Source organism: Micromonospora sp. NPDC005324 (assembly GCF_040607155.1).
GTDB classification, from domain to species: Bacteria; Actinomycetota; Actinomycetes; order Mycobacteriales; family Micromonosporaceae; genus Micromonospora; species Micromonospora trifolii.
Window position 1 is genome coordinate 14,534 of sequence record NZ_JBEXGE010000027.1, and the last position, 14,320, is coordinate 28,853.

Consider the following 14,320-nt stretch of genomic DNA (forward strand, 5'->3'; position numbering starts at 1 on the left):
CTGTCGCAGGCCATGACCGCTGCGGTTGGTGCGCCGTCAGGCCGGCACGTGACCGGCCGTCCAGCACGCCGAGTGGCTGCGGCAGGAGACGTACGCCGCGAGCGCATCGTGCAGCGCGGCCAGTCGCGTTGTCGAGAGCCCGGCGGCGATGTTGTTGAGCTGGTGGGGGTCGATGGTCCGGTTGTAGTACTCCCGTTCGCCGTTTGCGTACTCGACGTAGGTGTAGGTCGCTGTTCGTAGGGCCTCGTAGGTGACCGGGCTGCCGTTGCGCCGGTCCTGGGCGTCGGGGTCATCAGCCGCCTGGTTGGGGCCGTGGTGCTCGATCAGCGCCCCGGTACGCCAGTTCGGTGCCGGGTCGCCCTGTGCGAGGGGGAGCAGGTTGCGTCCGTTGACGTGTGTGCCGACGTCGGCGGCGCCGATGCGGTGGAAGGTTGGTGCCAGGTCGATGTTCTGCACGATCTCGTCGCGCTGCGATCCTGGGACGACGCCCGGTCCGGCGACGACGAGCGGCACGCGTACGTCGGTGTCGAAGGCGGTTTGCTTGCCTCCGGTGAGTCGGTACTCGCCCATGTGGAAGCCGTTGTCGGAGCTGAACACCACGTAGGTGTTGTCGGCGACGCCGCTGGTGGTGAGTTGGGCGCGCAGGTTGCCGATCAGTCGGTCGACGGCTTGGACCGATTGGGCGCGCTTGCGGAAGTTCGTGTCCAGGGTGCTCTTCTCCTGGGCGGTCAGCGGTCCGTTGCCCGCCAGCCAGGACGGCGGGTTGGTGGGCAGCCGGTCGTACGCTGCGGTGCGCGGTGCGGTGAGGCCGGGAAAGTCGTCGAGGTCCTGGTTGGCCGGGGTGAACGGGCTGTGCGGGGCGAAGGTCGAGACCTCGAGCAGGAAGGGCGTGTTGGCGGCCGCAGAGCGCTGGATGAAGTCTTTGCCCTTGCGGGACAGCACGTTGGTCAGGTAATCGGCCGGCTGGTTGCCGTAGTGGACGACTGTGTGATTCTCGTTGAGGTCGTAGTTGTACCCGGCGTACCCGCTGCCCGCCACGTACCACTCCGACCAGCCGGGCGGGACGTACGGCAGCGCACCACCCTGCGTGTCCGCCGGAAGGTAGCCGTTGAGGTACTTGCCGAGGAAGCCGGTCCGGTAGCCCTTGCCCTGCAACGCGGTCGCGAAGGTTCGGTTCTCGTTGCCCCGGCCCTTGAAGACCGCGAATCCACCGTCGGCTCCACCGTTGGTGAAAACTCCCGTGTTGTGTGGGAACTGGCCGGTGAGGATCGACGAGCGGGACGGGCAGCACAGCGAGTCGGTCACCGTGTAGTTGGTGAAGGTGACCCCCTCACTCTGTAGTCGCTGCACCTGCGGCAGGTACGGCACGAGGTTCCACGCGAGGTCATCGACGAGCACGAAGATGATGTTGGGTGCGGTGGCGGTGGGCGCCGGCGGAGCGGGCTCCGCGCCGCGTGCCGGTGTCCAGGCGGCGAGCAGAGTCAGCCCGGCCACGAGGGTGGCGCCGAGGAGGCGTCGGTAGGTGATAGCCATGCTGCCAAGCGTGGTTGAAATTTGTCAGCATCTATTCAACAAGTGGTGATGATCCGATCAACATCCCGGCCCGGCCCGCGCCACGTCGCCATCGGGGCGAGTGGGCTCTGGTCGACGGCGATGAGCACCGCCCGAGGTGACAGGCGGCCGACGGATCAGTGACTGCCTGAACCCGCCCTCTCAAACAGGGCGAAGCCGGGCCGGGCGCACGGCGGGTGCTATGCAGGGGCGTCATCTTGCCGGGCCGGCCCGAAGAGAGTCATGACGAGCGCCACAATGCTGAAGAAGCCAGATCCCAAGGCCAGCAGAAGCGAGGGTACGAAGGCACTTGGCGGTGGCACCCAGCCACCAAGCACCCAGGGCAGCGTGACAAGGACGACGACCGCTGCCGTGGTGGTGACTTCGTTGACAATGAACGCGGTCGATATGGCCGAGCCGCCGCGAGCGACTGTGCGGTAGGTCGTGTCGGCGGTTGAGGCGATCAGCAGGACCGAGAGCGCGATGAAAGTAAGAGCACCCCAGATCGGCTCCAGGCCGGCGAGTGTGAGGGACACGATGAGCGGCACGGCCGAGACCAAGAAGATCCACCGCACTCCCGAGCGCATGTAGCGGTCGGCCGCAGCTGCGCCCTGGCGGGTCTTGTGCAGGTCGGAGTCGAGGTAGAAGAAGACTCCAACGAGGAGTGTGCCGACAATGGCACCCGAAATTTCTGCCATAGTCAAGAAGAACTCGTCGCCAATTTCTCGCATCGCGACCGACTCCCCTTCAACATGCAAGATGTCCCGACAGCGGTTTCTCGGTCACCTCGTGCAGCGCCCGGAACCGCCGCGGCTCCTGCCACTGTTCCGAATCCAGGGTCATCGCCGCCTCCGCCGGATCAGCCCATACCGGGCGAAGTCTCACTCACCGGACGGCCACCGGCGGCGCCGACACGCCGCAACCCTGGGCACGTCGAGATAGAAGGCACCCGCACCGCCCGCTTTGAACCCAGGCTGACGAAGTCGATCAGGCGCTGCTGACCTTCCTGAGCGAGTAACCGGAGACCGCAGTCCCGGTCGCTGTCCGGAAGTTACCGTCCTTCTGGCACCTGCAGCAGAACGGGCGGCCAGTTCTGCAGGACGGCATCGACGATCAGCTGAAGGTCGGCGCGTTCGGCGCCGCCGGCAGCCTGCACCGCGACGCCGTTGCCGATCGTCATGACGTACCTTGCCAGCAGTGCCGGGTCGGTCTCCGCGGGCAGGTCGCCCTCGTCGACGGCTCGCCGGAAGCGCTCGACCAAAAGGGTGCTGTTCTCGTCGCGCCACGTGGCCAGCAGGTCGCGGATCACTCGCCCGTCCTCGCCCCCGATCAGGGAGGCCCGCAGGCTGAGGCAGCCCGTTGGGTAGCCCGGCAGGGTGCTGCTCCGAACCGCGCCCTGAAGGAATACGGTGGCCACCCGGCGGGCGGTCGGCTCGGCCACCGCCTCGACACCGTACGACGCCGGGCCATGGGCGTAACGCTCCAGGGCCTTGCGGAACAACTCCTCCTTGTTGCCGAAGGCCGCGTACATGCTCGTGCGGCTGATCCCCATGGCCTCGGTCAGGTCAGGCAGGCTCGCACCCTCGTAGCCGTTCTGCCAAAACACCCGCATCGCGGCCTCAAGAGCCTCGCCGATGTCGAAGCCCCGAGGTCGACCGACCGGCGCGCTCCGTTGGATGTCCACGTGATTGAGCTTACCAATTGCGTACCGACCGATCCACAACTGCTACGTTAGTTCTGCACCGATCGGTCGGTACAGAATTCCAGGTTGCCGGGATCGGTGAGATGAGACCGTCTAGAGAGAGAGTGCGCGTGATGAGTGAGTTGACCGGTAAGACTGCACTGATCACCGGTTCCACCACCGGCATCGGCCGGGCGACGGCCTACGCCTTGGCCGCGCGGGGCGCGAGCGTGGTGGTAACCGGCCGCGACACCCAGCGCGGTGCCGAGGTGGTCAAGCGGATCCAGAACGATGGCGGCACGGCCCGTTTCATCGCCGCCGATCTGACCAACCAGGAGGACGTGACCCGGTTGGCCCGCGAAGCCGGCCAGGTGGATGTGCTGGTGAACAACGCCGGGGCGGCCAGCTTCGGCCCCAGCGCCAGCATTACTACTGAGCAGTACGACTCAATGCTCGACGGCAACCTGCGGGCGGTCTACATGCTGACCGCTGCCCTGGCTCCGAAGATGGCCGAGCGGGGCAGCGGCAGCGTGATCAACGTCAGCAGTGGGTCAGCCACACTCGGGGACTTCAACAACGCGGTCTACGCCGCCACCAAGGGAGCGGTGAACTCCCTGACCCGTGCCTGGGCCGCAGAGTACGGCCCGGCCGGTGTGCGCGTCAACACGGTCGCACCCGGTCCGGTGTACACCAGCGCTCCTGTCGAATATCTCGACAAGTACATCCCTCTCATCCCGCTGCGCCGCGTCGCCCAACCGGAGGATGTCAGCGAGGTGATCGCCTTCCTCGCCAGTGCCGGCGGCTCGTACGTGAACGGGGCCGTTATTCCCGTGGACGGTGGCCTCACCGTGGTCGAGCCCCCGAAACCCTCGCTGTCGATCGACTGACAGTCGAACGGACGCACCACATCGACCGGATCCTTGAAGAAGAGGAAGGTGCCGTGAGATCCACACTCCCTCCTGAGCTTGCGTACCTATTTGTTCTCGATGGTGAAGGTGTCGAAGCTGCCGGCAGACTGATCCTTCAGGGCGTCCCAGCCGTTCGCGTCGAGGCCTAGGACATCGAGTAGGTAGGCAGAGATGGCGTCAGCGACGAGGGCGACGCGGGCGGGGTCCTCGTCGGTGGTCTCCTTGACAGCTTCGCCAGCGACCCCGCCGAGGGTGTGCTCGCCGTCGGGAATCGTGAGCAGTCGCTTCGGCGCCGGGCTGAGGAAGTAGGCGTCGGTGAACCAGTCGGGTCCACGGGTAGACATGGCCGACTGGTCCTTGCCGCCGGCGATGACCAACGTGGGCGCGGTCATGGTGGAGAAGTCCGGGCGCATGAACGGGAGGTGCTCGACGGCGAAGGGGGTCAGGGAGTCGCCAGTACCGGTCGTGGTGATGAGGGCGCCAGCCTTGACGGCGGGGTGAGAGAAGTCCTCGCCCGGGTTGCCGGCGGCGTCGAATACCCGGGCACCGAGGATGGCTCCGGTGGTGTGCCCTCCCCAGGAGTGCCCGACGGCCGCAACGCGGTCGAGGTCGACTCGCGTGAGTAGGCCGCCGCTCTGACCGAGGATCTCCCGGAGGTGGTCCAGAACGGCATGTATGTCGGCGATTCGCACCCGCCAAATGCTGGCGAAGCGAGGGTCGTCGAGGCCGATGCGGTTGCGGCGGGAGTCGAGGTGTGTGGGCTGGACCACGACGAAACCGGCCACCGCCCACCGGTCTACGAGCGGCTCGTAGCCATCCATCGACCAGGCGTTGCCGTGGGAGAAGACGATAACCGGCAGATTCTCGCCGTCGGCCGGTGCGGTGACCTTAACCTGCAGGTCGATGCCGCGGTCGGTGGTGGGGACGGTGATGGGCTTGACGGCGATGAGCTGGCGTCCGTGCGGTGTGTTGGGCAAGGTGTTTCTCCGTAAGATGCTTTGCACCTGTCAAATTAACGGAACAGCGTTCCGCAACCGTAGCGGAACGTTGTTCCGGCAACAATGGGTGTGGTGCCCGGCACAATCGGCGCACGCGGCGGAACATGCGATGTGACCGCGAAACGTTGTTGGTCGGCGGCGACGGCGGTGTTCCTCGACGAGGGCTTACAGGCGCCTGTCCGTGACATCGCCAACTGCGCTGACGCGGAAGGCGGCACCGCCTACCGGCACTTTCCCACACGCAGACCTGGTAAGTGCCGTGTTCGGTCGCCAGGTTGACGAGTGCACGGCCCTGCCCGCAGAGCTTGCGCAGCATCCGGTCCCGGCTGTCGAGGCGTTGAGTCGATGGATCGCCGCCTTCGTTGAATTCCTGGCAATCAAGCACGGCCTCAGCGTCGCCACGCGAGGACCGACGACGCCCGGCGGGCACGGTTGCGCCCGCTGCGGGCCGCCGTACCCGAGGTCTGCCCGCCGTGCCGCATGGCCGCCCTGGGCGTCGCGGCGTGGCGGCAACAAATCCACCTGGAGGTACGGCCGGACGGCCCGTCTGAGCGCGCCCGGCTCTGCCAGACCCTGGAGGTCGCGGCCGGGATCGTCGCGGTTCCGGAGGCGTCGCCGTCCTGGCGGGTGCTGCTGGCGGCCTTGCCGATCTTGCCGACCGACCGCAGGCCGGTCAGGAGTTGCTCGGCAAGGGGTGCCCGCGGCGAACGCCTGCTGGGTGAAGCGCTCGGCGAGTCGGCCGTCCGCCGCTCACAGCCAGTCGTGTTCGCGGGCATAGCGGGCCGCTTCGTGGCGGGTGCGGGTTTGGGTCTTGCGCATGGCGTTGGAGAGGTAGTTGCGGACGGTGCCCGGGGCGAGGTAAAGCCGGGCGGCGATGTCGGCAACTGAGTAGCCCTCGCTGGTGACCCGCAGGACGTCGGCTTCGCGGTCGGTGAGGGGGGAGTCGTCGGTGACGGCGAGCGCGGACACGTCCGGGTCGATCCAGCGTTTCCCCGCGTGCAGGGTGGCGATGACCGAGGTGATGTGGGCTGGTTCGGCGGACTTGCTGACGAAGCCCTGGACGCCGAGCTTCAGCGCCTTGCGCAGCACGCCGGGGCGGGCGTGCCGGGTCAGCATGAGGATCACCTGCTCGGGTCGGTCCCGGCGGATCTCGGCGACCGCGTCGAGGCCGTCCACGCCGGGCATTTCCAGGTCGATGACCAGCACGTCGGGCCGGTGCCGGAGGGTGGCGGCGATAGCCGTCTGGCCGTCCTGCGCCTCGGCGAGAACGCTGATGTCGCCCTCCATCGGCAGCAGCGCGGCGAGGGCCGTGCGCAGCAGCACCTCGTCGTCGGCGAGCACGATGGTGGTCATCGGCCGTCCCCCGTAACGGTCGGGGCCGCGTCGGCCCGAGCGGGTGGGAAGACCGCTGCGGTCAGGAACTGCCCGTCGTTCTGTTCCACTGTCAGCTCACCCCCGTCGCCGGCCACCCGTTGCCTCAGTGCCGCCAGTCCTCGAAGCTCGGGGGGCGTGCCGGCGGTCGCGCCGTCGTTGACGATGGTGATGCCCGACGCGGCGAGCGTGATCTGCACCTGGGTGGCCTGCGCGTGGCGCAGGATGTTCGTTGTCGTCTCCCGCAGCACCAGCCCGAGCAGTTCGCTGGCGCGGGTGTCGACGTCGGCCTCGCGGGTCACCCGGACCCGGATACCGGCGGCCTCGAACAGGTTCTTCGCGTTCTCGATCTCCGCGGTGAGGTTGAGCCGCCGTTGGGCGTAGGCGAGTTCCTTGGTCTGCGCGATGGTGTCGCTGACCAACGTGTACGTCTCCCGCAGCTCCTTCTCCGCCCGAGCGGTGTCGCGCACCAGGAGTCGCTGGGCGAGGGCGATCTTCAGCTTGACCACGTGCAGGGTGTGGCCCTGGATGTCGTGCAGGTCGCTGGCGAACCGTACGCGCTCCCGCACCACGGCCAGCTCCGCCTCGCGTTCCCGAGTCTGTTCGAGCTCCCGGATGAGGTCGTAGAACCGCTCGCCCACGATCGTGAAGACCGTCACGACGACGGTGAGGACGGTCGGGATGAGGACGTAGGTGACCAGAACGTGACCGATGTCGTCGCGCTGCACCAGCAGCCGCGCCGCGCCGACGGCGGCGACGTAGGTGAACAGGCCGGCCACCGCCAGCTTCCGGCGCCGCCGGACCTCCCGCAGGGCGAGCGACCCGACGGCGCACACACCCCAGTAGGCGTTGGGGCTGCCGGTCACCAGGACCCCCAGCGGCCACACCGTCGCGGCCACGACCAGGCACGGCAGGGCGACCCGGGCGAGGTCGTTGGCCGTCCACCGTTCGAAGGCCACCACGGCCGCCACGACCCCGGGCGCCAGGACGACGATGTGCCACCAGGCACGCGCGTCGGTCCAGAGCAGGACCACCGCGGCGAACACCACCGGCGGCAGTGACGTGGCGAGGTTGAGCCGGCGCAGCCTTCCCTGCGTCGACTCGGTGAAGCGCGGCGATCTCGCGGTCACCATGTCAGTATCCGGCAGCCACCGGCCACGACCAGTGACACCACGTCACTTGTAGCCATGACGTGGTTGCACTGACGGCTGGCCGCGATCGCTGCTGTCATGGGTGCATGTCCACCACACCCGTCATCGAAGTCGAACGGCTGAACCTCACCTACGGCGACTTCCACGCCGTGAAGGACCTCTCCTTCGAGGTACGACCCGGAGAGCTCTACGCACTGCTGGGCACCAACGGAGCCGGGAAAACCTCGACCCTGGAGGTCATCGAGGGACACCGGAGGCCAACCTCGGGCACCGTACGCGTCTTCGGGCGCAGCCCCGACGACCGGCGAGCGGTACGTCCCCGGATGGGCGTCATGCTCCAGGAGAGCGGATTCTCCCCGGACCTCACCGTACGTGAGTCCGTCCGGCTGATCGGCCGGCTCAGCGGACGCACCGACGACGTCGACCGGGTGCTCGACATGGTCGACCTCACCGGCCGAGCTGGCCGCAAGGTGTCGCAGCTGTCCGGCGGGGAGAAACGGCGGCTGGACTTCGCCACAGCGGTCTACGGCACCCCGCAGCTGATCTTCCTGGACGAGCCGACCACCGGCCTCGACATCCAGTCCCGCGACGCGGTCTGGACGACCGTCGACCGGCTCCGGGAGAACGGCGCGACCATCGTGCTCACCACCCACTATCTGGAGGAGGCACAACAACGCGCGGACCGGATCGGGCTGATGCACCAGGGCACCCTGCACCGGGAGGGCACCGTGGCCGAGCTGACCCGCACCCTGCCCGCGGTCATCCGCTTCTCTCTCCCGGTCGGGTCACCGACGCTACCGCTACAGGCCGCCGTCAACGCCGAGGGGAAGGTCGTGGTCGAGACCTTCGGACTGCAGAAGGACCTGCACGTCCTGCTCGGCTGGGCCCAGGACCACGCCGTCGAGCTGCAGGGCCTTGAGGCCGGACCGACCCGCCTGGACGACGTCTTCCGCGCCATCAACAACTGATCCGATCTTCCGCGAGGAGCCGCACCGTGTTGTCCATCGCGTCCAGCGAACTGATCCAGATCTTCCGCAACCGGCTGGTACTGATCACCAGCCTCATCATCCCGGTGGTCGTCAGCGCGTTCTTCGTCCGCCAGCACGAGACCTACGCCGCCCTCGGCAGCCTCGGCTACATCGCCGCGATCGTCCTGTTCACGATCACCGCCTTCGGGCTCTATGCCACCGCCGTCACCACCCTGGCCTCCCGACGACAGAACCTCTTCCTCAAGCGGCTGCGCTCCACCGCCGCAAGCGACACCAGCATCCTCGCCGGACTGCTCCTGCCCGTCGTCGTCCTCGCCCTGATCCAGGTCACCGTGATCCTGACCGCCCTGGCCATCGTCGCCGGAGACCCGGCGAACATCGCCCTGCTCGTGGTCGCGACCATCGCCACCCTGGCCATGATGATCGGACTGGCGCTGGCCACCGCCGGGCTGACCAACTCACCCGAACACGCCCAGGTCACCACCCTGCCCATCACCCTCGGCGTGATCGCCGTGTCCAGCTGGATCGGCATCACCGGCACCGCGGACCTCACCTGGCTCAAACGACTCCTGCCCGGCGGCGCCGCCACCGAACTGACAATGAACGCCTGGAACGGCGGCGTCGCCGTGACCGAATCCCTGCTCCTGCTCGCACCCACCCTGGCCTGGGTCGCCATCGCCGTCACCCTCGCCACCCGACTCTTCCGCTGGGAGCCCCGCCGATGACCACCGAACCCCGCGAGCATTCCCACCAACCGACACTGGTGGAAGACCTCCTGCTGCTCCTGTTCCAACCTGCGTCCGGCACCATCGCCGGCGAGAACACCCTCTTCTACGTCCTCGGCGGAGCCGTCCTCACGGACCTCGCCCTCGGCGACCACCTGACCACGGAGGCCCGGGGCAGGGTCAGGAGCGTTGAGGGTCACCCACCGTCGGACGACCTTCTGCGTCCGGCGTGGGACTACCTCTCCGCAAAGCCAAAGGGCGTACAGACCGCGCTCGCGGCGATCGGTCCCCCTCTGCGTGCGCCGGTGCTGGACAGGCTCATCGCGCGAGGCGACATCGACCAGCATCCGCGCAAGGTGCTCGGCCTCTTCCGCACGACAGCTCTCCGGGAGGGTGGGACCGGACGCCGGGCACGTCTGCTCGCCGACGTCCGACAGGTCCTCGTGGAGGGCACGCAGCCGCCGACCCGCATCGCCGCGCTCGCGGCACTGCTCTCCGCAAGCGGAACCCTCCCGCAGTTCCACAGCGAGATCCCATGGACGTCATCGGTGATCACGCGGGCCAAGGAACTCGAGCGAGGCGACTGGGGAGCCGACGCCGCGGCGCAAGCCGTAACCCGCACCGTGACAGCCACCGTCGTCAACAGCGCCATCGCGGCCATCACCGTGCTTCCACGCAGCTAGGACACACCTCACCACACGGCGGGTGCCGGCAACTGGGACACCATCGACACCCACATCCGCCGAGGCGACGGCTACCTCCGCCCGCGCGATCCGAGGCGTGCCTTCCAAAGCCCTACTAGCGGACGCGAAGCCCGGCCACGACGAGGCCGACCAGGCGGCGTGCGTCGTAACGGGGATCGTTGCCCGCGCCGATGCAAAGATTGCCGACGCCGCGCAGCAGTCCGTAGGCATCCATGTCGGGGCGGATCTCGTCGGCGGCGACGGCGGCGGCGAGGAGCTGGTCGCAGACCGGGACGAGCCGGTCGAGGAAATAGGCGTGCAGGGTCTGGAAGGCGGCGTCGTCGGACTGTAGCGCTGCGGCGAGGCCGTGCTTGGTGACCAGGAAGTTGACGAACAGGTCGATCCACTGCGCCAGGGCGGCGTGCGGTGTGTCGCTGTCGGCCAGCAGAGCCGGTCCTGCCTCGGCGCATGCCTCGATCTGGTGGCGGTAGACGGCGACGATGAGGTCGGCTCGGGTGGAAAAGTGGCGGTAGATCGTGCCTACGCCGACGCCCGCCCTGACGGCGATGTCCCGCACAGGGACGTCGACGCCGGAGGTGACGAACGCCGCGGCAGCGGCGTCGAGCAGGGCCTTCTCGTTGCGCCGGGCGTCGGCCCGCTTGCGCGGGACCGGTTGCTCCGAGCCGCTGTTGATGTCGGCCACGTCGCGTTACCTCCGTCACTCCACTAGGCATACGGAACATCGTTCCGTATCTTGTTTATCGGAACAGCGTTCCGCTTGTTCACCATACTGACCGGCCGTGCTGTCACCAAACCAGGCACCGCCGGACGTCTGAAGGGGGAAACAGTCATGCAGTACCGCACCTTGGGTCGCACCGGTGTACAGGTCAGCACCCTCGCACTCGGCGCGATGAACTTCGGCAAGATCGGCAACACCAGCCAGGAAGAAGCCACCGCCATCGTCGACGGCGCGCTCGAGGCGGGGATCAACCTCATCGACACTGCCGACGCCTACAGCGGCGGCCAGTCCGAGGAGATGGTCGGCAAGGCCATCGCCGGCCGCCGGGACGACGTCGTCCTGGCCACCAAGGCGACCCTGCCGATGGGCGACGAGCGCAACCAGCGGGGTGGCTCGCGCCGCTGGCTGGTCACCGCATTGGAGAACAGCCTGCGCCGCCTCGGCGTCGACCACGTCGACCTCTACCAGATGCACCGGTGGGATCCGACGACCAGCGACGACGAGACGCTGTCGGCGCTGACGGACCTGCAGCGCGCGGGCAAGATCCGCTACTTCGGCTCCTCGACGTTCCCGGCCTACCGCATCGTGCAGGCGCAGTGGGCCGCCCGCGAGGGACGTCTGAGCCGTTACGTGACCGAGCAGCCGAACTACTCGATCCTGCAGCGTGGCATTGAGACCCACGTGCTGCCCGCGACGCAGGAGTACGGCATGGGCGTGCTCGCCTGGAGCCCGCTGGCGTCGGGCTGGCTGTCCGGGGCGATCCGCGCCGGCCAGGACATCAGCACGAACCGCGCGGGCTTCATGCAGCAGCGCTACGACATCAGCATCCCCGCCAACCGCGCCAAGCTCGACGCCGTCGAGCAGCTCGCCACACTCGCCGACGAGGCCGGCCTCAGCATGATCCAGCTCGCCCTCGGTTTCGTCACCGCACACCCGGGCGTGACCAGCGCGATCATCGGCCCCCGCACGATGGACCACCTCCGCTCGCAGCTCGCGGCCGTGGACACGGTGCTCTCGGCCGACGTGCTGGACGCGATCGATGCGATCGTGGCTCCCGGCGTCGACCTCGCCGCCAACGAGAAGAACGACACCCCGCCCGCCCTGCTCGAGCCGGCGCTGCGCCGCCGCTGACCACTGAAGACACATGGAGGGCACATGGCAGTAAGGGTGAGTGATGCTCCCGAGGCCAAGCGATATGAGGCCCGGGTCGAGGGAGAGTCCAGGGTCGCGGGCGTCGCGCAATACATCCGTACCACGGAACTCGTCGCGTTCGTCCACACCGAGGTTTCGCCCGAGTACGAGGGCAGGGGAGTCGGAGCGGCACCGGCCCGCACCGCCCTCGATGAGGCGCGGGCCGCGAACCTGCTGGTCCTGGCGACCTGCCCATTCATCGCGGGGTGGATCGCCAGGCACCCGGAGTATCAGGATCTGGTGTACCAGTCCCGCAGCAGAGTCAGCGACTGAACGGGTCAGCGGCCGTGGATTCGGCCCGACGGGGCCGAGGCCGAGCGCTTGGCCGAAGTGGTGCGGCGCTGCCCCTCGGGGGCGCTGCAGTACGAACTCGTGGACGGCGGGGCCGAGACCCCGGACCGCCCCGCGCGGATTGCGCGCAACTCCATCGGACAGGTGGTCGTGCACGGCGAGCTGAGCGTGGATACGCCGGAAGGTCCGCGCGCGGAGACCAGGGTTGTCCTGTGTGCGTGCGGGCAGAGCCAGCTTCAGCCGTACTGCGACCACTCGGGGCCCTGCGGTCAGGCACCGCAGGGCTGACCCGTCACCCCCATCGGTGGATGCTCCGGGAGAGCGCTGTGCCGGGTGGTCATGCCGAAGGAGGCGGGGATGGGTGCGACGCCGCAGAGGCGTCGACAGGTTTCATCGATGCGGTGGGGGAGGGCCGGATCCGACGCCACTGACCGAAAAGACCTCGCGGCCGCACCGTCCGGGCGGCAGGTGCTCTGTCTCTCCGTCGCTGCGTTCGTCGACGGAACATGGACGGTTAGCAGCATCGCCTCGGTGGCCGGCCCGCCCCGCCGTGTCCGGATGGCTTCTGGTGGCGTCCGGTGCGCCGACGACGACCCGTACCGCGCCACGGTCGTCATCGGGGCGAAATTGGGCCCCACTACAGTGGGGGCGGCGTTGCCGCGGGTGTGGTGCTGAGGTGATGACGGCCTGCGAAGGCGGCGGCCAGGGCGACGACGCCGGCACCGGTGGCCGCCCATAGGGCGGCGTCGGCACCGGTGGTGTCGATGAGGGCACCGCCGATGGGTGCGCCGACGGCGATGCCGGCGGGAATGGTCACCCCGAGCCAGGTGTACGCCTCGGTGACGGCGTGGCCCGGTATCACGGTGGCGACGAGCGTGTTACCGGCGATCAGGGTGGGCGCGTTGGCCACGCCGGCGACCACGAGTGCCGCGGTGGCCAGCGTCAGCGAGCTGGTGCAGGCGGCGACCAGGACGCTGCCCGCCGCCATGGCGGCGACACCGCGCAGGAACCGTCCCCGCGTGTGGGTGCGCCAGGTTTGGCCGCCATAGACGACGCCGGAGATCAGACTGGCGCCCGCCCAGGCGGCGAGCATGGCGCCGGACACGTCGGGACGTTCGAGTTCACGGGTCAGCGCCACGACGCCGACCTCGATGAAGCCAAACAGCGCGCCGATGCTCAGGAACACGGCGATGAGCACCCACAACGCGGGGTGGGACGTCGCTCGCACCCGGCGGCCGCCATGTCCGTCGGGCTGCGCCGCCGGCTCGGTCGACCGTTGAGCGAGGAACAGGCCGCAGCCGACGGCGACGACGGCGGCAGCGATGAGTAGCCCCGCTCCGGGCGCGATGGCCGTCGTGGCGGCGACGACCAGTACCGGGCCGATCACGAAGATCGCTTCCTCGATGAGCGACTCGACCGCCAGGGCGGTATCCAGGCGCTGATCACCGCGCAGCAACGCTGTCCAGCGGGCGCGTGTCAGCGCCCCGATCTGCGGCACGGACACCCCGACGGCCACGCCGAGCCCGATCAACGCCGCCGCAGGCGCCTGCCGGTAGGCGGCGATGACCAGGGCCAGCAGCGCCGTGACGTTCGCGAGGGCCTGCGGTGCCAGCACGCGGGCCTGACCCAGCCGGTCGGCAAGCCGGCTGACCTGCGGTGCGAGCAAGCCCTGCGACAGCGAGATCGCACCGGCGACCGCACCGGCGACCGTGTAGGAACCCCCCAGACTGGTGATCATCATGACCGCGCCCAAGCCCACCATCGCCTGCGGCAGCCGGGCAAGGGCGCCCACGGAACTGAACGCCAGCGCGCCCGGCACGGACCACACCTGGCGATACGACCCCCACCAGGGGCCGGGGTGCCTCGGGCCACTCATCGCCAGTGCGGCCTGCCGTCACACAGGATCATCCCCGGACCGTACGGCACAGAGAACCAGGTCCGGTCCGGGCCTTCGCCCTACTCGACTCTCGACCATCAATCCCGTGAGGCAGGTCAAGCCGCCCAATGCTTTGGTATCGCCGTTACACAGGCACCTCGGGCAG

General features: G+C 68.6%; 15 protein-coding genes and 2 pseudogenes. 9 read left to right on the forward strand and 8 right to left on the reverse strand.

Annotation, left to right across the window (positions count from 1 at the left end):
* Positions 1-36: 36 nt before the first annotated feature.
* The 3 genes from ABZS40_RS24975 to ABZS40_RS24985 form a co-directional block, all read right to left on the reverse strand.
* The gene (locus ABZS40_RS24975) at positions 37-1,533 is read right to left on the reverse strand and encodes a sulfatase (protein WP_354945859.1); all 1,497 of its coding nucleotides are present in this window, start codon (positions 1,531-1,533) and stop codon (positions 37-39) included.
* Between the two features lie 218 nt (positions 1,534-1,751).
* Positions 1,752-2,282, reverse strand: a complete 531-nt coding sequence (locus tag ABZS40_RS24980) for a hypothetical protein (RefSeq protein WP_354945860.1) — start codon at positions 2,280-2,282, stop codon at positions 1,752-1,754.
* Between the two features lie 320 nt (positions 2,283-2,602).
* Positions 2,603-3,235, reverse strand: coding sequence for a TetR/AcrR family transcriptional regulator (locus ABZS40_RS24985; RefSeq protein ID WP_354945862.1), 633 nt, complete (start codon positions 3,233-3,235; stop codon positions 2,603-2,605).
* Positions 3,236-3,366: 131 nt separating this feature from the next.
* On the opposite strand from ABZS40_RS24985, the gene ABZS40_RS24990 reads away from it, so the two are divergent.
* On the forward strand, positions 3,367-4,119 hold the full coding sequence (locus ABZS40_RS24990) for an SDR family oxidoreductase (protein WP_354945863.1): 753 nt from the start codon (positions 3,367-3,369) through the stop codon (positions 4,117-4,119).
* 86 nt (positions 4,120-4,205) lie between these two features.
* Here the strand turns inward: ABZS40_RS24990 and ABZS40_RS24995 are convergent, their stop codons facing one another.
* Positions 4,206-5,117, reverse strand: coding sequence for a chlorophyllase (locus tag ABZS40_RS24995; protein ID WP_354945864.1), 912 nt, complete (start codon positions 5,115-5,117; stop codon positions 4,206-4,208).
* Positions 5,118-5,540: 423 nt separating this feature from the next.
* Here ABZS40_RS24995 and ABZS40_RS25000 point away from each other — a divergent pair.
* Positions 5,541-5,768 (forward strand): annotated as a pseudogene (locus ABZS40_RS25000) (LysR family transcriptional regulator); the annotation flags it as partial.
* Between the two features lie 120 nt (positions 5,769-5,888).
* Here the strand turns inward: ABZS40_RS25000 and ABZS40_RS25005 are convergent.
* Both ABZS40_RS25005 and ABZS40_RS25010 read right to left on the reverse strand, forming a co-directional pair.
* On the reverse strand, positions 5,889-6,491 hold the full coding sequence (locus ABZS40_RS25005; RefSeq protein WP_354945866.1) for a response regulator transcription factor: 603 nt from the start codon (positions 6,489-6,491) through the stop codon (positions 5,889-5,891).
* Positions 6,488-7,642 (reverse strand): histidine kinase, encoded by a 1,155-nt coding sequence (locus tag ABZS40_RS25010; protein ID WP_354945868.1) that lies wholly within the window; start codon positions 7,640-7,642, stop codon positions 6,488-6,490. The genes ABZS40_RS25005 and ABZS40_RS25010 overlap by 4 nt, the downstream gene beginning before the upstream one ends.
* 104 nt (positions 7,643-7,746) lie before the next feature.
* Here ABZS40_RS25010 and ABZS40_RS25015 point away from each other — a divergent pair, with 104 nt between their 5' ends.
* The 3 genes from ABZS40_RS25015 to ABZS40_RS25025 are packed head-to-tail and all read left to right on the forward strand — an operon-like array spanning position 7,747 to position 10,057.
* Positions 7,747-8,628, forward strand: coding sequence for an ABC transporter ATP-binding protein (locus ABZS40_RS25015; RefSeq protein WP_354945869.1), 882 nt, complete (start codon positions 7,747-7,749; stop codon positions 8,626-8,628).
* A 26-nt stretch (positions 8,629-8,654) separates the two neighbouring features.
* Positions 8,655-9,374, forward strand: a complete 720-nt coding sequence (locus ABZS40_RS25020; protein ID WP_354945870.1) for an ABC transporter permease — start codon at positions 8,655-8,657, stop codon at positions 9,372-9,374.
* The gene (locus tag ABZS40_RS25025) at positions 9,371-10,057 is read left to right on the forward strand and encodes a GPP34 family phosphoprotein (RefSeq protein ID WP_354945871.1); all 687 of its coding nucleotides are present in this window, start codon (positions 9,371-9,373) and stop codon (positions 10,055-10,057) included. The genes ABZS40_RS25020 and ABZS40_RS25025 overlap by 4 nt, the downstream gene beginning before the upstream one ends.
* A 115-nt stretch (positions 10,058-10,172) precedes the next feature.
* Here ABZS40_RS25025 and ABZS40_RS25030 read toward each other — a convergent pair whose 3' ends face one another.
* Positions 10,173-10,751, reverse strand: coding sequence for a TetR/AcrR family transcriptional regulator (locus ABZS40_RS25030; protein WP_354945965.1), 579 nt, complete (start codon positions 10,749-10,751; stop codon positions 10,173-10,175).
* 156 nt (positions 10,752-10,907) lie between these two features.
* Between ABZS40_RS25030 and ABZS40_RS25035 the strand changes: the two genes are divergently transcribed.
* The 4 genes and pseudogenes from ABZS40_RS25035 to ABZS40_RS25050 all read left to right on the forward strand — a co-directional run bounded on the left by ABZS40_RS25035 (position 10,908) and on the right by ABZS40_RS25050 (position 12,566).
* Complete coding sequence (locus ABZS40_RS25035) at positions 10,908-11,927, forward strand: aldo/keto reductase (RefSeq protein ID WP_354945872.1); 1,020 nt, start codon at positions 10,908-10,910, stop codon at positions 11,925-11,927.
* Positions 11,928-11,951: 24 nt separating this feature from the next.
* Positions 11,952-12,260 (forward strand): GNAT family N-acetyltransferase, encoded by a 309-nt coding sequence (locus tag ABZS40_RS25040; RefSeq protein ID WP_354945873.1) that lies wholly within the window; start codon positions 11,952-11,954, stop codon positions 12,258-12,260.
* Between the two features lie 15 nt (positions 12,261-12,275).
* Positions 12,276-12,341: pseudogene (locus ABZS40_RS25045) on the forward strand ((4Fe-4S)-binding protein); the annotation flags it as partial.
* Complete coding sequence (locus tag ABZS40_RS25050; RefSeq protein ID WP_354945966.1) at positions 12,321-12,566, forward strand: CDGSH iron-sulfur domain-containing protein; 246 nt, start codon at positions 12,321-12,323, stop codon at positions 12,564-12,566. The pseudogene ABZS40_RS25045 and the gene ABZS40_RS25050, both read left to right, overlap by 21 nt.
* 349 nt (positions 12,567-12,915) lie before the next feature.
* Here the strand turns inward: ABZS40_RS25050 and ABZS40_RS25055 are convergent, their stop codons facing one another.
* A complete protein-coding gene (locus ABZS40_RS25055) occupies positions 12,916-14,097 on the reverse strand; it encodes an MFS transporter (protein WP_354945874.1) in 1,182 nt (393 codons plus the stop codon).
* Positions 14,098-14,320 lie beyond the last annotated feature (223 nt).